At 66.5% G+C, this 17,993-nt stretch carries 21 protein-coding genes; 8 read left to right on the top strand and 13 right to left on the bottom strand.

Annotated elements, in window-relative coordinates:
• Positions 1–271 precede the first annotated feature (271 nt).
• Complete coding sequence (locus tag AB0F72_RS41555) at positions 272–946, top strand: MOSC domain-containing protein (RefSeq protein WP_360444622.1); 675 nt, start codon at positions 272–274, stop codon at positions 944–946.
• Here the strand turns inward: AB0F72_RS41555 and AB0F72_RS41550 are convergent.
• The 12 genes from AB0F72_RS41550 to AB0F72_RS41495 all read right to left on the bottom strand — a co-directional run bounded on the left by AB0F72_RS41550 (position 927) and on the right by AB0F72_RS41495 (position 10,956).
• Entirely contained in the window at positions 927–2,129 is a 1,203-nt protein-coding gene (locus tag AB0F72_RS41550) for a hypothetical protein (RefSeq protein ID WP_360444619.1), read from the bottom strand. The two genes, AB0F72_RS41555 and AB0F72_RS41550, sit on opposite strands and share 20 nt — an antisense overlap.
• Positions 2,130–2,143: 14 nt before the next feature.
• Positions 2,144–2,644: a SigE family RNA polymerase sigma factor gene (locus AB0F72_RS41545; RefSeq protein WP_360444616.1), complete on the bottom strand. Its 501-nt coding sequence runs from the start codon at positions 2,642–2,644 to the stop codon at positions 2,144–2,146.
• 808 nt (positions 2,645–3,452) lie between these two features.
• On the bottom strand, positions 3,453–4,886 hold the full coding sequence (locus tag AB0F72_RS41540) for a tyrosine-type recombinase/integrase (RefSeq protein ID WP_360444613.1): 1,434 nt from the start codon (positions 4,884–4,886) through the stop codon (positions 3,453–3,455).
• Entirely contained in the window at positions 4,883–5,065 is a 183-nt protein-coding gene (locus AB0F72_RS41535; protein WP_360444610.1) for a helix-turn-helix domain-containing protein, read from the bottom strand. The genes AB0F72_RS41540 and AB0F72_RS41535 overlap by 4 nt, the downstream gene beginning before the upstream one ends.
• A complete protein-coding gene (locus tag AB0F72_RS41530; protein WP_360444627.1) occupies positions 5,062–6,846 on the bottom strand; it encodes a replication initiator in 1,785 nt (594 codons plus the stop codon). Before AB0F72_RS41530 ends, AB0F72_RS41535 begins: the two co-directional genes overlap by 4 nt.
• A gap of 11 nt (positions 6,847–6,857) precedes the next feature.
• Complete coding sequence (locus AB0F72_RS41525; RefSeq protein WP_360444607.1) at positions 6,858–7,358, bottom strand: hypothetical protein; 501 nt, start codon at positions 7,356–7,358, stop codon at positions 6,858–6,860.
• Positions 7,355–8,764 (bottom strand): FtsK/SpoIIIE domain-containing protein, encoded by a 1,410-nt coding sequence (locus AB0F72_RS41520; RefSeq protein WP_360444624.1) that lies wholly within the window; start codon positions 8,762–8,764, stop codon positions 7,355–7,357. Before AB0F72_RS41520 ends, AB0F72_RS41525 begins: the two co-directional genes overlap by 4 nt.
• Positions 8,765–8,766: 2 nt before the next feature.
• Complete coding sequence (locus tag AB0F72_RS41515) at positions 8,767–9,060, bottom strand: hypothetical protein (RefSeq protein WP_360444604.1); 294 nt, start codon at positions 9,058–9,060, stop codon at positions 8,767–8,769.
• A gap of 94 nt (positions 9,061–9,154) precedes the next feature.
• Positions 9,155–9,586 carry a hypothetical protein gene (locus AB0F72_RS41510; protein ID WP_360444601.1) on the bottom strand — a complete coding sequence of 144 codons (432 nt, stop codon included), beginning with the start codon at positions 9,584–9,586 and terminating at the stop codon, positions 9,155–9,157.
• 88 nt (positions 9,587–9,674) lie between these two features.
• Positions 9,675–10,418 (bottom strand): GntR family transcriptional regulator, encoded by a 744-nt coding sequence (locus AB0F72_RS41505; RefSeq protein WP_360444598.1) that lies wholly within the window; start codon positions 10,416–10,418, stop codon positions 9,675–9,677.
• Positions 10,415–10,702: a hypothetical protein gene (locus AB0F72_RS41500; protein WP_360444595.1), complete on the bottom strand. Its 288-nt coding sequence runs from the start codon at positions 10,700–10,702 to the stop codon at positions 10,415–10,417. The genes AB0F72_RS41505 and AB0F72_RS41500 overlap by 4 nt, the downstream gene beginning before the upstream one ends.
• Positions 10,699–10,956: a hypothetical protein gene (locus AB0F72_RS41495; RefSeq protein WP_360444592.1), complete on the bottom strand. Its 258-nt coding sequence runs from the start codon at positions 10,954–10,956 to the stop codon at positions 10,699–10,701. Before AB0F72_RS41495 ends, AB0F72_RS41500 begins: the two co-directional genes overlap by 4 nt.
• A gap of 251 nt (positions 10,957–11,207) precedes the next feature.
• Between AB0F72_RS41495 and AB0F72_RS41490 the strand changes: the two genes are divergently transcribed.
• From AB0F72_RS41490 to AB0F72_RS41460, 7 genes are all read left to right on the top strand, one after another.
• Positions 11,208–12,074 (top strand): winged helix-turn-helix domain-containing protein, encoded by an 867-nt coding sequence (locus AB0F72_RS41490; RefSeq protein WP_360444589.1) that lies wholly within the window; start codon positions 11,208–11,210, stop codon positions 12,072–12,074.
• Positions 12,071–12,778, top strand: coding sequence for an HAD family hydrolase (locus tag AB0F72_RS41485; protein WP_360444587.1), 708 nt, complete (start codon positions 12,071–12,073; stop codon positions 12,776–12,778). Before AB0F72_RS41490 ends, AB0F72_RS41485 begins: the two co-directional genes overlap by 4 nt.
• Positions 12,775–13,599, top strand: coding sequence for a phosphotransferase (locus AB0F72_RS41480; protein WP_360444584.1), 825 nt, complete (start codon positions 12,775–12,777; stop codon positions 13,597–13,599). Before AB0F72_RS41485 ends, AB0F72_RS41480 begins: the two co-directional genes overlap by 4 nt.
• A gap of 135 nt (positions 13,600–13,734) precedes the next feature.
• Positions 13,735–14,220 (top strand): hypothetical protein, encoded by a 486-nt coding sequence (locus tag AB0F72_RS41475; protein WP_360444581.1) that lies wholly within the window; start codon positions 13,735–13,737, stop codon positions 14,218–14,220.
• Between the two features lies 1 nt (position 14,221).
• Positions 14,222–14,947 carry a hypothetical protein gene (locus AB0F72_RS41470; RefSeq protein WP_360444578.1) on the top strand — a complete coding sequence of 242 codons (726 nt, stop codon included), beginning with the start codon at positions 14,222–14,224 and terminating at the stop codon, positions 14,945–14,947.
• Complete coding sequence (locus tag AB0F72_RS41465) at positions 14,947–15,261, top strand: type VII secretion target (RefSeq protein WP_360444575.1); 315 nt, start codon at positions 14,947–14,949, stop codon at positions 15,259–15,261. Before AB0F72_RS41470 ends, AB0F72_RS41465 begins: the two co-directional genes overlap by 1 nt.
• Positions 15,262–15,275: 14 nt before the next feature.
• Positions 15,276–16,067, top strand: a complete 792-nt coding sequence (locus AB0F72_RS41460) for a hypothetical protein (RefSeq protein WP_360444572.1) — start codon at positions 15,276–15,278, stop codon at positions 16,065–16,067.
• Between the two features lie 363 nt (positions 16,068–16,430).
• On the opposite strand, the gene AB0F72_RS41455 is transcribed toward AB0F72_RS41460, so the two are convergent.
• Positions 16,431–17,528, bottom strand: a complete 1,098-nt coding sequence (locus AB0F72_RS41455; RefSeq protein WP_360444569.1) for a hypothetical protein — start codon at positions 17,526–17,528, stop codon at positions 16,431–16,433.
• Between the last annotated feature and the right edge of the window lie 465 nt (positions 17,529–17,993).

Below are 17,993 nucleotides of genomic sequence, written 5' to 3'. Positions count from 1 at the left end.
TTCTCTTCCCTAGACAAGAAGATCATCGATCAAGGGCTGTTCTCATGATCAGCCAGGGTCGATGCCACCCAGCCGTACGTTAAAACTCAAGCTAGGGCCCGTTTCGTAAAGGATGGCTGGGCTGCGGCGTGGCCCAGCCGCCGTCTGGCCGCACGTCGCGAACACCCAGATACAACCCCGGTATCTGGGCGCCCGCGCCGCACACCCAGACGACACCTGGACCTCGCCTCGCTCCTGCCCCCTTTACGAAACGGGCCCTAAGCTTGCGCTCATGAGCATCGTTCTCTCGGTCAACGTCGGATCGTCCGAACCCAACCCGGCGAAGGGCGTCGGTGTCACAGGCATCGGCAAGCGGCCGATCGACGGCCCGATCGCGGTGCGGCCGCCCGGCCCGAAGAACGCAGGGCTGCACAGCGGGGTGGTCGGCGACTTCATCGGCGACACCCAGCACCACGGCGGTGACGATCAGGCCGTTTATGCGTACGGGCGGGAGGACTACGCCTGGTGGGAGGCCGAACTCGGCCGGGAGCTGCCGAACGGCATGTTCGGCGAGAACCTGACCACCGAGGGGATCGACATGCTCGGCGCGGTGATCGGCGAGCAGTGGCACTTCCCGTCCGGTGTGGTCCTGCAGCCCACGTTCGGCCGGATCCCGTGCGCGACGTTCCAGCACCGGATGGGCGAGCCGCGCTGGGTGAAGCGGTTCGCCGAGGCCAACCGGACCGGGGTGTACCTGCGGATCCTGACGCCCGGCGAGATCCGGGCCGGCGACCGGGTGGAGGTACGCGAACGCCCCGGCCACGGGCTGACCGTGGCCGAGGCGTTCGGCATCTACATGCACGACCCTGACCGGCTGCCCCGGCTGCTGGTCGCGGACGCCCTGCCCCCGTCGACGCGCAGCGAGATCGAGCAGCGACTGTCCCGGACTACCGGCAGCGCCAGATGACCGGTTGGACAGGGCGTTCCGCGGCGATGCCGCTCAGGTTGGATCCGGCGACGATCCGGGCGTTCTCGCTGATGAAGCTCACCCCGAACGAGTCGTCCGGGTACTTCTCCAGCAGCGGCAGGGACATGACCTGCTTGCCGACGTAAACCGCTGGTTCACCCTGGATGAACCAGTCCGCCTTCCGGTGCGGCCCGGGTATCTGCGCGGCCGTCACCTGGTCGAGCAGCTTCTCCCAGGTCTTGCTGCTCGGGTCGTACCGGAACATGCGCGGGTTGCGGACGGCCGCCGGCTGCCGCGTGCTGGGCTCCAGCAGCATCCGCACCTCGGCGTAGATCCAGCCGTAGTGGTAGGCGCGTGGCTCGACGTACACCTTCTGGTCGTCCTTCTCCGGCTGCGGGGCCTGGACCGCCTCCACCGTGCCGTCGCGGTGCCAGAGGAACATGCCGCTGAGCTCACCCCCGTAGAGCGAGGTGATGATCGTGCCGTCCTCGGTGACGTCCCAGGCGGTGCCGGCGGTGTACCCGGCCGGCATCGGCATCGCCTCGGGTTCCGCGGTCCACGACGCCCAGCGCTGCGGGGCGCCCTCACCCTGGATCGTCTCGGCGTCCCCGGCGATCAGCCCGGCCTCGTTGATGGCGGCCGCGTTGCCGATGCCCTTCAACCGGGTCACCGTGCCGTCGTGCAGCACGTACGGCATCACGTTCCCCTCGGTGGTGGCGCCGACCGCGATCCCGGCCGTGTTGATGTCCGTCATCGACACGGTGGGCCCGGAGTACGTGACGTGCTCGGTCAGCTTCCCGTCCCGCCACACCAGCACGTCTCCATCGCCCCCGGCGACCGGCTCGGTCTCGCCGACCAGCACACTCCCGGTCGGGTCACCGCCGTTCACCGACGCCGATGTCGCAGTGCCCAGTGGCAGCTCCGCGGCCGTGCAGGCGGCCGGCACCCCGGGGTCGGCCGGGAGTGGCGGCGGCAGCGCCTCCGGATGCGGGCGCAGCACCAGGATCCCGCTCGTCACCGCGACGGCCAGGCCGGCCGTGACAGCCGCGCCGGTGGACCAGGTCCGTACCCGCCGGGCCCGCAGACCGTTCCGCATGGCCTTCGCCACGTCGATCCGCCCCGTCGCGTCCGGTTCGGCGTCCAGCGGCCGCAGCAGCAGCGTCCCGTACTCGTCCTCGTTCATGCCGCTCTCCCCCTTCACCGGGTCTCCTGCAGCGCCGGTCCGTTGTCACCGAGAATCCGGCGCAGGGCGGCGAGCCCGTGCGACGTCTGGCTCTTCACCGTCCCCTCCGAGCACCCGAGGATCTGCGCGACGTCGGTCACCGACCTGTCACACAGGAATCGCAGCACCAGCACCGCCTGCTGCCGGGCCGGCACCTTGGCCAGCGCGGCCCGCAGCACCGTGCGTTGCTCCACCCCCGGCGCCCCACTCGACTCCACCCGCTCCGGTGCCGACGCGAACAACCCGACCCGCCACCACCCGCGCCGCTTCTCGTCCAGGAACGTCCGCACGATCATCGTGTGCACATAGGCGTCCACGTTCTCCGCACGGGAGACCTTCGGCCAGCGGGCGTACAGCTTGGTGATCGTCTCCTGCACCAGGTCATCGGCCTGATCCCGGTTCCCGCTGAGCAGATAGGCCAGCCGGCGCAGCGCCGGGAGCCGCCCGTTGACATACGCCAGATAGTCCTCGTCCATCCCGCTCCCCGTTCTGCCGTCACTTAGATAGACGCCGGTTCGGAAGGCCGGGTTGTATCAATCTTTCGGGTACGGGCATACCACTCCCCAACCGCACCCACAACGCCCGCGGCACCCGCGCGACCAGGGTGCAACGCAAGGCCGCCCGGCGGCCGCCGGCGACAGGTGCATGGCTGAGCAGCACCCCGCCCCGCCGCCCCGCCCGCCACCTCGTCCCGCCGCCTCGCCGTCCCGCCGCCCCGCCACCTCGTCCCGCCGTGGCTTCGCGCTGCCGCCCGCTGTGGCTCCGCTGCTGTCCCGCCGCCGCCCCGGAACCGTGCGCCGGGTCCTCACGGCGCCCGAATTCCTCACCCCTCGTGCCGGGATCCGGGGTAAAGCCCGCGCTTCACGGAAACCAGCGGACGCCCCAGGCCCCACAGAATGACGCAAAGCAGCAGCGCTCCACGATCCGCACCCCGCGTGCCGGGAACGGGGGTAAAGCCCGCGCTTCACGGAAACCAGCGGACGCCCCAGGCCCCACAGAATGACGCAAAGCAGCAGCGCTCCACGATCCGCACTGACACACCGTGACACGCGGCGACACGCGGTGACGCCGAAACGAGAACGGCCCCGGAGCGCGTTTCCGCAGCTCCAGGGCCGTTTTATTTCCCAGTGGCGGGTAGAGGATTCGAACCTCTGTAGCTTTCGCGACGGATTTACAGGGAGCGCTAGATCTTGGGTCTGTCGGTGGGTCTGACCAGGTGATTTCCGTCCGACCGTGTGCCCAGCGAAGGGACTTGCCCACGGTTCGCCCACCGTGGGCAGATCCTCACCCCAGCGCACCGCCGATGCGATCGTTCACTCCGGCATCCCCGCCGTCGATGCAGTTGGCGTAGACCCGGAGAAGAACCGCGACGCTGTGACCCAGTCGCCGGGCTACCTCAGTAGCCGGAACTCCGGCGTTCAGCCATAGCGACGCGGCGGCGTGCCGGAGATCGTAGGGCCGCCGAGCCAGGGGAGAGGCAACCTGGATGTCGTTGAGGACCTGGGCGCGGGCGAGCTTCCACCATCGGTCGTACACCGACTCCGATAGCGGGCCGCCATGCAGGCCCCGGAACAGCCGGCCATCCGGTGCCGTGCCGTACTCCCCGATGTGGTGATGCAGCAGGGCGACGAGCTGCGGCGGGACCGGCACCACGCGGGTGTCCTGACGAGCCCGGTGCTTGAGGCCGCGCCGCTCGTGAGGCATCCCGTCGTCGGTCCAGGCCGTACCTGATCGAGGTGCGGTCTCGGCCAGCGTGATACGGCCCCAGCCGTACTCGATCTTCTCGTGAAGGCAGGAGCCAGACGGAGGTGCGGTGACATCCGTCAGATCGGCATCGCAGTCCAAGCAGCGGCCGGGGAGTTCGCAGTCCGGCTGGCGAAGGTCAGCAGCTTCAGACGGCCGGGTGCCGGCGTAGTAGAGACATCCGAAGAATGCCCGCACCCGGTCGGCGCGATTGCCGAGCGACTTCACGGCATCCAGCAGCGCCGCGATCTGGCCGGGATTGGCGACCACCCGCCGGTCGATGGCCGAGGCGACCTGCGGAGCGGTCCACTGGATGCGGTCGATCGGGTTGGCGTCGAGGCGCCCGAGTTCGACCGCGTAGCCCACCGCGTTGTAGAAGATTGCTCGTTTGCGGCCAATGGTGCTGGCCGCAGCCGCTTTGCCGTCTTGCCGAACGCAGAGCCCGTCGAGCACCCGTCGGACGGTGGCAGTCGTCTCCAGCTCCGTGATCTGCATCGAGGCTCGCTCCAGCCAGGCGAGAGCGGTGGCATGTGCTTCCGGAACGTCGTCCTCCCAGCGCATCGGGTTGAGCGCGTACCGGTACAGCGCCTCTCGTAGCACCGCATCACTCGGCCGACCTCGCCGACTCTTTGCCGAAAGCATGATCGTGACGTCCGTCAGCGCCTCCACGGTGCCCCGCCGAGACTTGGCCGCCAGCCGAGGCCACTTGACCTTCATGTACTGGCGTACATGGGCGTACCAGGTCACGGCATTGAGCGCTCGCGTCTCCGCCATCGGGCGCCCGGTTTCAGTGTCGAACGGCTCCCCGTTGTTGGCGGCTTTGATCAGCTCAGCTCGGAAAGAGTTCGCGAGTGCCTTCGTCCGGAATGTGTCCTCGAACCGGCGTCCGGCCACAGCCCACCGGACACGCCACGGCTTGGTCTTCCGATCTTTGCGGCTCGTGATCTCCCAGGTCTGAAACTCGAAGCTCTTCATGCCGCACTCGATTCAAGATCGCCAAGCCACTCGTGCAGCACGGCCCGCCGGATGCGAAGCTCGCCGTTGGGCAGCTTGATCGCTCGCGGCGCCTTGCCGATCTGCCGCCAGTAGAACCAGGTCGAGCGCGACACCCGTAGCTCGGCCAGCACCTCGGGAACGGTCAGCAACTCGTTCATCGGTCCTCCCCGTAGCCAGCAGTCGGTGTGTCGTCGGTTGCCGAGACATCTGCGGGCGGGTCGCTGCCAACCCGTTGCCGAGCGGTGTTCAGTTGCGCCCGGCGCTGGATGCGCTGGGATATCGCTCGCAAGAGCCGGTGTTCGAGTGCGGGTAGGTCGGGATCTTCGTTACGGGCCATCTCCCAGGCGACTGACGGTGGCGGCTCGTCGGAGGAGGTGTCCGTGTCTGTGGCGACGCCGAGCACTGCCTTGACCCAGGCGTGTGCGTCGGCGCGGTGGTCGGCGAGGGTTTTGCCGGACCAGTCGCGGGAGACCAGGACGCGCCGGCCGCCGATGCCGAGGGTGGTTTTCTGGTGCACGCGTCCCTTGCAGTGGCCGGGTCGGAGCCGTCCGTGTGCCTTCTTGGGCTGGATGCCGTAGAGGAGCCAGTTCGCGCAGCGTTCGGAGCAGGGGGTGACGCGGAGTTCGTGCCAGAGGCGGTCGAGGTGGGCGCGTTGGGGGTCGCTGCTGGCCGTGTGGCAGTCCACCGCGGATTTGGTGATGTATTTCGTGATGTAGCCGATCGTGCGCTCCGCGTCGCGGGTGCCGGGGTCGACGCCCTTGGCCTTGACCTGGGTGCCGAAGCGAGCCAGGTGCGCCGGTTCGGCTTCCGGGTCGTCGTCGATGGCGTCCAGGGCCTCTGCCCAGGTCGCCAGCGGGCGGCCGGTGTCCGGGTCCACCCACGCTTCGGCGTTGGTGTCCCAGGTCGGTGGCCGGTCGATCGGGTACCGCAGCCGGTCGGCGGCCGGCCACCACACCTGGTGATAGGTCGCGGTGGCGACGAGTTCCAGCATCGTGCGGGGAACGGTGCCCCGGATGGCGAAGTGCGCGTGCGGAGCGAGGCGCCGTTGCGGCTCGACACAGCCCGCGTACTGGACGTTCCAGCCGACGGCGCGGCGCAGGTTCTGCCAGTACCGGTCGAGCAGCCGGGGGAAGTGGACGGCGTCCCAGGCCGCGCGTCGGTAGTCGTACCGGGCGGGGTCGACGGGTGTGCCGAGCAGCGGGTCATCGTCGGTGTGCCGGCGACGGCAGGCACACGGCCGCCCGGCATGGATCGAGTGGACCGGGCCGTAGCTGTCCAGGGTCAGGGTCAGCCACATCGAGGGCCGGTGCTCGACCCCGTCCGAACCGGTGTAGGTGCGGCCGACGGTGCGCGGGTCGACCTTCTGGCGGGGCAGCTCGGGCACGTCCGGCCGCCGTTTCGTGGACCGGACCCGCCGAGGGGTGCTGTCGTCGCCCTGGTCGTCGCGGGTGTGGCCGGGAGCGATGCTACCGCGCAGTCCTTCAGCGGCGATCTCCTGCTCGACCGCCCCAATGGCGAGGTCGATGCGGTCCAGCTCCGCCGCGCGGTCGTCGGGGTCCATCGCGGCGAGCTGGAGCGCGGCCCGCTCGAATTCCAGGTGTGCCCGTGCGGTGATCAGGTCGCGTTGCCGAGCGGTAGCCGGGGCCGGTCCGGGGAGCGGTTCGTCGGTGCGGTGCCAGCCCTCGCGGATCTGTACCTGCCGCAGCCTGCGTGCCCGCTTGGCGCAGGGCGGGCACTTGGCTTCGAGGGTGGCGCCGCAGGGCAGGTCGATGAGTTCGGTCTTGCCGGTGGTCAGGTCGGTGCGGCGCAGCGCGATCGGGTGGATGCAGACGCCGTGGTCGATGGCGAGGTCTTTGAGAGCGTCGATCGCGCGGGGCTGGGCGAGGCGGGCGGCCCGGGAGCCCGGCCGAGGCGTCGTCGTCTCGGCCGGGGTGGGCATGGTCGGGATCGTCAACGGGTCACCTGCCCGATGACGGGGACGCCGTTGGGCCGGGTGATCGGGCGGGCCGGGACCGCTACTGCTGCCGGGGCCGGGGCGGAGGCTGGCTCCTGCGGTGTGGTGGTCGACGCGGTGGCGCTGAAGACCAGCTTGACCAGGGCCATGAACGCCAGGGCAGGCACCGCGGATAGCAGCCAGCCCGACGGGCTGGGTTGTGCGACGGCGAGTTGAGCAGCCAGGGAGAGCGTGCCGGCGGCGACAAGCAGGAACAGCGGGTAGCCGATCGGGACGCCGGTCCGCCGGCGCCGCTTGATCGTGAGCAGCGCCGCGACCGGGACGAGTTCGGAGATGACCGCGTTTACCCAGCCGAAGGCATCCGGGGTCCCGGCCGGGGCGTGGCGCATCGTCCAGTCATGCACGTGGGAGAAGGAGGCCCACCCGGCCGCCACGGCGACGATGGTGAGGATGCCGGCCAAGGTCAGGGTCTCGATCCGCTCCGCATCGAGCTTCATGCCGCACCCCCGACCGGTTCGCCGTACAGGTCGGCCATGTCGCGCACGGTTTCGTCGTCGCAGTAGGTGTGCCGGACCCGCATGGGGGTGGGGTCACCTTCCAGGACCACGTAGCCGGTGCCCGGCTGGGTCTGCGGGATGCGATCGCAGAGGGCGCCACGGTCACGCATCCCGTCACCAAGGACCATGTCGACCTCAGCGGGTTCCGAAAGCCGCAGTCCGATGCGGGTCGGGAACAGCCCGCGTGCCGGCAAGACCTCTTTGCGGGGGTCCTGGATCGCGGCGACGACGTGCACGCCGACCGCGCGGCCTTGGGTAAGGACGATGCCGAGCGCGGCCTTGATCCGGTCTTTAAGCTGTCGCTCGGTCAGGTAGGCGGTCAGGTTCGCCAGCTCGTCGATGACCAGGACGATCAACGGCTCATCCTCGGTCGGGGTGTGCTGGCGGGTCCGGCCGGCCAGCCGGGCCGCGCGTTGCTGTGCGGTGGCCGCCGCCTGCTCGATCAGGGCGGCCATCTCGGCGAAGTCCCGTGAAGCGAACTTGGCGAACAGCGGCCGGCCGATGCCGAGTTCCATGCCGCCCTTGGGGTCCAGGCCCCACAGCTCGACGACACCGGCCGTCACACCGCCGGCGAGGGCGCGGACGATGGACCAGATCACCGAGCCCTTGCCCGACCCGGTCGCCCCGACGATCAGCACCTGAGTGCCGAACAGTCGCAGCCGGTACAGATCGCCGTCCTCCTGCACGGCGATCGGCAGAGCGGTGAAGTCCGGCAGGTACGGCACCGGCAACGGCGGCACCGTGGCGTGGAGAGCGTCGCCGCGCATGAGGACCAGGACCACGGTCGCGTAGGTTGGGCCGGGCATGGCCTTGACCTGCCGCACCCCGAACGTGTGAGCCAGCCGCTCGGACGCCTTGGCGAAGTCGTCGGGGATCTGCCCGGTCACCATCCGGACCGTGACCTCATCACAGCCCGCCCGGCATCGAACCCGCATGATCTCCGGAATGATCGTGCGCTTGTCGTACGAGATCGACAGCTTCGCGGTGACCATCGCGGCCATCCACCGCCGCCGGTAGACCAGCCTCCGGACCCTCGCAAGGACCGGCCACCAGCCGAACCGCAGCCACGACGGCCGGTGCGCGAACGCCCAGCCGGTCGTCGTCACCATGATCCCGCCGAGTAAGGCAGCGAGGGCTTGCCAGCCGTGGACGACGTAGAGGGCAGTCAGGAGCGTGATCGGCAGCGTGGCGTACCCGTGCCGGACGTAGGTGCTGACCAGCCAGGCGAGAGCCTTGACGATCTCCCACAGAACGACAAGCCAGATCGGGAGTTTGACGATCGGCGTACGGACGTTGAGCGGGGCGACGGGGATCGTCTCGCCCCGGATGATGTTGACCAGAGGCATCGTCACTTCACCGCCTTGCCGTCTTCGAGAAGGCGCCGGATCTGTGCGAGACGTTCCGTGTCGCTGAATCCGGGGATCTTCTCGTCGGTCCACGCGCTGATACGGCCGACGAGTTCGGCGTAGTGCTTGGCGACCTGCCAGCCGGCCTCAGCAGCGGTCGAGGGCTTCGGTGCGGTGCACTCTGCGCAGCGCTCGATGTCGTCGAGCAGCGGCTTGAGTTCCGAGCAGCTGGTGCAGGTACGCCATACGGTGTTATCTCGTGTGGTGACGCGGGCAGCGTCGACTACCTTGGGCATCACAGCCCCTTCCCTTCGCAGGTGGGTGGTTGAGCGGCCGGGGCGGGGATGACTTCTTGGCGGTTGTTGGCCCCGCTCCCGGACGCGACGAGATCTAGGCGGCTTTTGCGTGCCCGGCGGATTGCGGCGCGGTCATCGCGGTCGCACGCACCGACCAGCCCAGCCGCGCACGGCACTTGGCGGCGGCACCCTTGCACTTCTGCGAGTCCACGTACGGCGTCAACGTCACGTCCGCGAACTCCACCATCGGCGGGTATCCCGGAACGGCCGACGACGGCGGGACCGGCTGCTGCGGCGCGACGACTTTGACCTTGAACTCTTTCGACCCGCCGAACTTGCCCGCTTCCGGGTCCAGGTCGAGAAGCCGGACCAGCCAGACCCGCTCGCCGGTCTCCTTGTCGCGGAGCTGGTCGTCACCCTGCCCGCGCTTATCGAAGTCGGTGGCCGGCTCCACACCGAGGCAGAGCGCACCGTGAGGCGCGACGTACTCCCACGGAACCGGCACCTTGATCGAGTTCGGAATCACCGAACGACTCCCTCCGTCAGACTTGACTACTTGACTAACCAAGTTGGACAGAAGACTACACATGGACAGCATGGCTAGCCAAGTGAGATCAGGGGCGGAGAGAGAAAAGTTCTTCGATGCCTTGCGGTGGCAGTGCGCCGACAAGATCAACCGTGAGCAGCGGAGATGCCGCCGCATTGCGGACCACCAGCAGAAATGCCAGCACGCTGACGCCCGGCGTGAGAGTGAGAAGTGTCGATTCCTTGGCGGTTGCGGGCCGCAGCGACATTCGCTCGACAACGTCAGCCGCAGCGAGGCGCCGATGCCGCTCCAAGTGATCGAGCACGCCTTCACGGAGCGGGTCTGTCGCGGCGAACCCGGTTCCTGCTGCCGCAACCGCCGGGAGGTGGACGGTCGAAAGCGTCGACCACCGCACCTCGTCGCCATGCATGATCCGCCGACGGGCGATCACTGGCTGGCCGGCCGGAATGGCGAGCAACTTAGCGATCCGCTCCGAGGCCGGCGTGCGGCCAGCGCCAACAAGAGTGCCGTTCCCGACTTCCGGCGCATGCAACGCTTCGTGTGTTCGCGCCGGTGGCGAGGGTCGGCGACGGGTAGGCACACCGAGGACGAGTCGCCCCTTGCCTTGCACGCCCTCCAAGTAGCCGCGTTGCCGCAGGTAGTCCAGCGCCCGAACCACCGTCGATCGGGACGCGCCGAATTCGCGCACCAACTGCGCCTCGCTGGGCAACATCGCCCCGAGCGGATACATGCCTCGCGCGATCCGCTCCTGTAGTACGTCGATGATGTGCGCGTACTTCGCCGAACTGGAGCCAGCGGGCATACCGGTCATGCCGCGCCTCCGACGGTGACCGCGCGCAAGCGGCAAGCGTCGACATGCACGAGGGCTTGCACCCATCCCAGCCGGTATCCCGTATCGGCCAACTCGTCGCCCTCCACCCAGACCCAGTGGCCGCCATGCCAGCGCGAGATATCGAGCCGCACGCGCCGCACGAACAGAACCAGGGCGGCATCGCGATAGCGGCACGAGCCAGCCGGAATGTGCAAGACGCGACCGATGAGCTGATCGGCAGGAACTGGCAGGTGGGGTGGCACAGAGATCGACAGCCCGCTCACCAGTGGTGACCTTTGTTGGCGACGTGCGGACCGGCAGTGGCCGGCCTCACCGCGACGGCAAGACCGAAGTCCGCGAGCTGGCGCGCGACACAGGGATAGACGATCGCGGGCCGGCAGTTCAAGCACCAACCGTCCGGGCCGGGCTGATGATCGGCGTACAAGCGCCGAGCCAGCCGCCAGATCAGCGGGCTGACGCAGTCGGCAGGGGGATCAATCGGCGGTGTCTGCCCGCCGAAGTCGAGCGGTTCGGGCATGACGGGACCTCCGCAGCAGCCTGGAAAGGCGCCGAGGTGGACTCTGTGGGATTCGTGAAGCCAGCCCACCCCGGCGCCGACCGCCCTCCCGGACGAGGTCAGCCGCAGCGGGATGCGGGTGAGCAAGATCCGATGAGAGCAATTTGACTAGCTTGGCTAGTCAGATCGACCGTAAGGCTCTCGCCAGACATACGCAACCCTCAACGTCCCGAATCACCTAACCTGGCTAGCCAGGCTTTAAGCTGTCGACTGTGAACGTTGAAGCCCGCGACCTCGACGACCTGGAGCCGGACGACGCCCGCCCTGCCTCCCAGCAGATCGCCAATGTGCTGCGCGCGGCGATTCTGACTCGACGCTTCGCACCCGGTGAACGCCTGCCCTCACAGACCGATCTCGCCGAGCGCTACGGAGTCGCCCGCGAGACTGTCAAGACAGCGTTACGCATCCTGCGCGAGGACCGGCTGATCATCAGCCGGCAGGGGAGCGGTGCGTTTGTCCGTGCCCAGACGGATCGGCCCGTGGGTCTACGTCCGCACATTGAGGCCGCGTTCGAGCAGGCGCACATCAGCATCGACTTCGCCGGCTTCTCCAGCGAGACTCTGCACGGCGCCATCCAGGAACCGCTAGACAAAATCCGAGCAGGCCGGCTCACCCCGGAGTCCATCGCGATCCGCATCCTGTTGCCGGACCTGAGCCAGCCAGCGATCGTGCCGTCCCGCGCCGAACCAGCCGGAGACGACCCCGCCGTGCGCGAGCGCGCCGCCCGCATTGCCCGCCGGCACACCGAAGCCATCGTCGAATCGGTGGGGGAGTTGTCCACGCTGGGACTGGTCCGTAACGCCACCACCGAGATCCGCGCCTACGGCACCACGGTCCTGTCCAAGCTGTACATCGTCAACCGCGAGGAAGTGTTCTTCGGCTTCTACCCGGTCGTCCGCAACACCGTCTCGGTCGACAAGCAAGCCGTGCCGATCTTCGACGTACTGGGCAAAGACGTGCCGCTGTTCCACTACGCCACCAGCGGCGATGACGGCGATGCCGGGGACCAGTTCGTGCAGCAGTCCCGCGCCTGGTTCGACAGCGTGTGGGACACCATCGCCCACGAGTACACCCCGTGACACTCGCCGAACTCATCGGCCAGACCCGCCACCTGCTGATCGACTTCGACGGCCCCATCTGCTCCGTATTCGCCGGCTACCCAGCCCCTGCCATCGCGGACGAGCTGCGCGAGATCATCCGCCAACACTGCGGCGGCACGCTGCCACCCGAACTGACTGAACCCCACGGCGACCCACTCCGCCTTCTGGTCGACGTTGCGGAGCTCGGAGACGACGAGCTGACCGGAAAGGTCACGGACACCTGTCGCGATGCCGAGGTGACAGCAGTGAAGTCGGCCGCCGGGACGCCGGGTGCCGAGGAGGTAGTTCGTATTGCCTCAGCAGCTGGCCGCCGCGTAACCGTGGTCAGCAACAACGCCACCGCGGCCATCTGTGACTACCTCCAGTCGCATGGTTTGAGTCCCTACGTCGTCGGGGTGGCTGCTCGCTTCGACGGCATGGACCCGCGCCAACTCAAGCCGCGTCCCTTCCTGCTGGAACGCGCCCTCGATGGCACCGGTGCACCGCGAAAGAGCACGGTCTTCATCGGCGACTCCGCCACGGACATCGAGGCCGGCATCGCGGCCGGAGTCGCCACGATCGGCTACGCCAACAAGCCGGGGAAACACCAGAAACTTGCCGATGCTGGCGCCGACGTCGTGATTGATTCCATGCGAGTGCTGGCCGCTGAGCTGCGTTCCACGGTAGCCAGAGCAGCGCAATGACCGATCGGATCGCAGTGCCAGCCGACGTGCTGGCGAACGTTCGTCGTCGTTGGCCAGGAGCAGCCGAATCCTGGGCCGCACAGGCCGAAACGCAGCTCCGTGAGATCTGCGAGCGTTACCGTGCCACACCGCGTGAGGTGCTGTCGGCGCGATACGGGTTCGTGGTGGCAGTTGACACCGCTGACGGTCCTCTAGTCATCCGCAGTAGCCCCGACCCACACGGAAGCGATCAAGCAGCGGTCGCTGTCGCGCTCGCCGAGCTGAGCATTGCTCCACGGGTGCACGAGGCGTTCAGTACCGAGCACGGCACCTGGAGCGTGCTGGACCGGGTCCTTCCCGGTACGCCACTCAGCCGAGCCGATCCGGTCACCGTCACCCCTCACGCGCTGTTCGCGCCACTGGCAGCCATGGCGGATCAGCCGCCTCCCGTGGCGGGAATGCCATCGATCTTGGATTGGCTACGGGACCGGCTGGAAGACGATCACCTTGCTGATCTGCGTCCCGGTACGACCGTTGCCTCGGTCGACGAGCGGAGGGACGCATTAGAAGTACTCGCTGATCTAACCTGCGACCACACCCCTGCTCTTTGTCATGGCGATGCTTCCAGCGGAAACATCCTCGCCTATGCCCCCAGCCGCTGGATGTTCATCGATCCACGCGGCATGACCGGCGAGCATTCCTACGACGTTGCAGTGCTCGCTCTCCGTGTCAGCGCCGTCTTCAGTTCGCCAGACCTGACCGATCTGATCGCCGCTTTGGCCCAGACGGATAACGAGCGCCTCCGTGCGTGGATGAAGATCGCCCAGGCCGCGCGCGTGTAGGCGCCTGCCTAAATGTCGGATTCCCGCAGACGATGTATCCGTCGGCTTCGTGAACCGAGCCAGCGTCACGGGCGTGTACCACTGTGAATGGAATCGGCTTTCCGCCCTTAGGTACCCGCGTGACGAGATGACTACTTGAGTAGCCAAGTTGCGCCGGACAGCTGGTTCGAGATCATCCTGTCGAACGCTGGCGGACGAGGAGTGGACATGGTCGGGCAAACAGGCCGCGGAGACCGTGCCGGCGGCTTCACCCTGCTGATGCTGTGCACGACAGCGTCGGTCTTGCTCCTCGGTGTGGCGTTGCTGGTAGCGATCTCTGAGGACGTCGCCGATGCGACGCTGTTCAGCCGCGCTGGGACCATGGTCGTGACGATCGGTGCTGCCGTCGTGGTCTGTGCTGCCGCCGTAATCGCTCAACGCCGGACGGGACCCCCGGTGCGTACGGTGATCGTGATCTTTTCGATCGTCGCCGCCGCCCTGGTCGCGTGTGTCGGGTGCCTCTTCCTGTTCTCCGCGACCCCACAGCTCTCTGCAGGGCTGCTGCTGGTCGTCGCGGCCGTGCTGATCGCCCTGTGCGGGCGGGAGGCCGCGCACACCTCCGAAGTAGGGGAGGCACGCTGAGATGCAACAGGATCTGATGCAATGCCTCCAGCAGCTACAGCAGCGTGCCACCCAGCTCGGTCAGCTTGCGGGAGAGTTGGCGTCGGCCGTGCCTGAGCGCTCGGAGGGCTATGACGTGAGCGGACGGGTGCTGGTGGTGCTCGGTCCGGACGGGTTGCCGACCGAGATCCGTGTGCGCGAAGGATGGCAGGAGCGACTGGAGCCGGATCAACTCGGCGCCGCGATCCTGGACGCCGCCTCCGACGCCGGGCAGTCAGCGGTCCGGACGTTGGCTGGGAGGCTGGACGAGAGTCGCTGGTGGCGCCGGCAGCGGGACGCGGACGAGGGCGTTGAGAACCCGGACGAGAAGCCACTGGTGAGGCCATTTCTGGGACGGCCGCAGCATGACGGCGAGTTCAACGAGCAGATCATGAACGCTTTGCACGCGTCGGTACGCCAAGCGAGACAGCCGTGTCCGTCCGTCGAGGTGACGGGCACGGACACCGGGCAGCACGTTGCCGTGACGCTGACCGGCGGAGGCATCGCTGGATGCATCATCGACCCGTGGTGGGCACGCGACCGTACAGGCAGCGCCATCACCGAGAGCGTATCGACGGCACTTCGGCGAGCACTGCACGACCTGGCGGCCCCCGCGCACCCGAGCGCCGAACTCGACGCATTGGTGGGCGATGCCCTGTCCACGCTGAACGCCGTCGTCCAGCACCGGGCCAGTGGCGGTGATGGGTGATGGCACTGCCCAGTTCAGAAGAAGTCTCGGTCGCCACCGATGCACTGCGTGCCGAGGCAACAGTGTGGGAGGCCCAGGGCGGGAAGCTCAATGTGCTCAGCGTCCAAGTCGAGACCATGGAATTCGGTCGGGTCGAAGCCGGCCTCTTTCAAATCATGGTGAGCCCGTACAACGAGGTGGTCCGTGCCGTCACCTCCCGGTGCGCGGAAGGCGCCGCCGCGATGACGGAGATGGCCAGCACGCTGCGCCAGGTGGCTGACGTGTACGAGGCCGAGGACCAGGCCAACGCGCACCGCATCAGGAATGTCTACTGAACCCGGGAGACGCAATGTTCAGCATGGCGCAGTACGAGGCAGTGATCAGCGAGATCGAACAGGGGACGAAGACGTTCGAAGCCCGACTCGCCGAAGTCATTCCCGCCGCCGACCGGGTCTCCAGCCAGTGGTACGTCGGCGAAGTCCTCGGCGACCTCCTTCAGTGGATCGCCCGCAAGACGGTCGAAGTAGGGACCGGGATCCTGAGCTTCATCCTGGACGTGCTCAAAGGCGCCACCGCACCGATCTTCATGTTCATCGATGCCTATAAGTGGACCGACTTCAAAGGAACCGCCAACGGGATCTCGGCTGATCTCACCACCCAGAACCTAGTAATCGACAATACGGACTGGTCCGGCCGGGGGCATGGCGCCTACCTCACTGCCGCAGCGGCCCAGTCCGCCGCCGCTGGCCGCGTCGGATCCATTGCCAAGGCCGCGTCCGACAACCTGTTGATGTGCGCCGCCGCTGGCCTGGCGTTCTACATCGTGGTCGCCGGCGTGATCGCCAAACTGATAGCTGAGGTCGTCGCCGCTACCGCCGCCATCAGCACCGCCGTCTTCTCCGCCGTGGGTGCGATGATCTTCCTGGAGTCAGGTGCCGTCAATACAGCCGCCATTGTCACTGCCCTCGGTGTGCTCGCCGCCTTCCTGGGCACGCAAGTCAACGCTCTGGTCACCCTACATAGCGAAGCCGTCGATCCGACGAGCTTCCCGAATGGCACATGGCCGAAGTCGAACACAGCTCAGTACAACGACGGCTCGGTCAACGACGGAGACGCGGACTGGTCCCTCATGAGCGGCTAGGTCTGGCCCGGCAAGAATCTGTGAACGTACCGCCGAATTCCTTCGCTGTCCTCAGCTTGATCAGATACCGATCCGGATAGACGTGCAACACGGGCGAAGTTCGACGGCAGATACGCGCTATGCGTCGTCTTCAACCAGCGTGATGACCTACGGATTGCCCCACTGTCGTACATGCGGCGGCGCTGAACTTAGCTCGCGAGAGGTTCCTGTACGGGTTCAAGGCAGCCCGCTTCTCGAGCCGCTCGCGCCGCCCAAGCAGAGCCCCGCCTCGCGCTGTCGGTCTCGTCTTGACGCCGAGGTTGCAGCCCTGCGGCAGGCGCTTCGATTACAGGCAGTTGACTCCGTTGGATGAGGGAGCGCCCACTAGTTCGCGGAAAGCTGAACAATTGTTAGTTTTCGCTGACTGAACCAGTCAGTTTCGAATTTGGCGTTAGCAAGATCGCTTTCGCGACTGAGGATAACCGTACATTCCATTCCGCCGAGACCGTCTTCGCCTCGAAGGGTGTAATTCAATGTTTGGAGCACTTTAATCATGCTAGTGCGCGGAGTGGCGTCGGGGAAGATTAAGACGGACACGGGCCGCAGAGGGGCGTTATATTCTAATGCTGTTGTTTCGAATGCTCTCCGAAGCCATTTGCTGACAATTTCAGAAGCCACCCGCGGGCTCATTCCTTCGCTATAAGTTCGGATATCCGCCACTATGCCAGGGATATGATCCAACCTCGAAGTGACCACGAAATCCGCGCGTCCACCTCCTCGGATCCTTACGTCACGTACAATGTCAATGTTCTCGCCTCCCCAGAGGTCGATGAACCGATGAATCGCCTCTTGCTGTGCCTTGATGAATCGAACCATTCCCTTAACGGTCGCAGATGATTCCGGATCCAATTCAAGAATCGTCTTCTGGAGGGCGGAATCAGGCGTTTCGGATACCGCGACGTCCGAAGAATTCGTCCTCGGCTTGGGGCCTACTGCCGATGCGGCTTCGCTGCTTGATAGCTCCTCAGTGCTTTGGCTGTCTATCACCTTCTCTTCGAGGGACTGGGCCGTCTCGTCCAGATCTTCTTTATGTGAGCGGATAATTGCAACGGTTTCTTGATATGCTTTTTCTCGTTCTGCACGGATTTTGTCGATTTCGGCAGATTCTCTATCGTTAATAACTTTTTGTCGATTTCGCCAAGAAATACCACCAATCAACACAAGTGTGATTCCGAGCGCTAACAAGAAGCCTGAGGCGTAAGGCCATGCTTTCAGCAATATCAGTGACTGTTGCTGTTGAAGTTCAAGGGCATCCTGGGTTTGAGGGGGCAGCGCTGTCACATCCTTTGCTGAAGTCAGATTCAGCTTCTGAGTGCGCATCACTAGCGGAAGGCCTACTGCGGCAGCTACAGACAGGCCCCCCGCGCTAACGAGAAACTTGTGGAAGTCAGTAAATTGAAGGCTGGGTAACACGAGGGTCATGTTATGTGAGTCGGTGCTCCAACTCACGTGAGGGACGCGAGTCGCCCTCGCCGGGCAGGCAGGCTCCAGGGATGACCGGTAGGCGGGCCCACTTACGCTCAGTAGGCGTCTTCGGTAGCCCAGCATGGCGGAGCGCCCAGGCGGCCGGGATGACTCCTTGGGGAGCGGTGTGGCGCAGGGCCTTGCCGCCTTAGCTCAGGGGTGTGTTTAGGGCGTCGGACGTCGGCCAAGATCCACCAACGATGACCAACGACGCCTATGAGTAAGTAAGGCCGGGGCTGCCCGATGGTCGTGCGCCTGAGGGCGACGGACGAGTTGGCTTGCGCGCCGGATGCTCTTCTTCTGGGTCTGAGGGTATCAACCTGCTCTTTGTCAAGCCCCGGGTTTGATGGAGAGTTGGTTAGCTGGTTTTCAGGGGTGCGGTGGCCTGCTGGGTCATCGCGTGTAGTGCCTCATATTCGGCGG

The organism is Actinoplanes sp. NPDC023936, assembly GCF_040639325.1.
Taxonomy (GTDB): Bacteria; Actinomycetota; Actinomycetes; order Mycobacteriales; family Micromonosporaceae; genus Actinoplanes.
The sequence above is the reverse complement of the archived record's forward strand: the minus strand, read 5'-3'. Positions and strand labels throughout refer to the sequence as shown.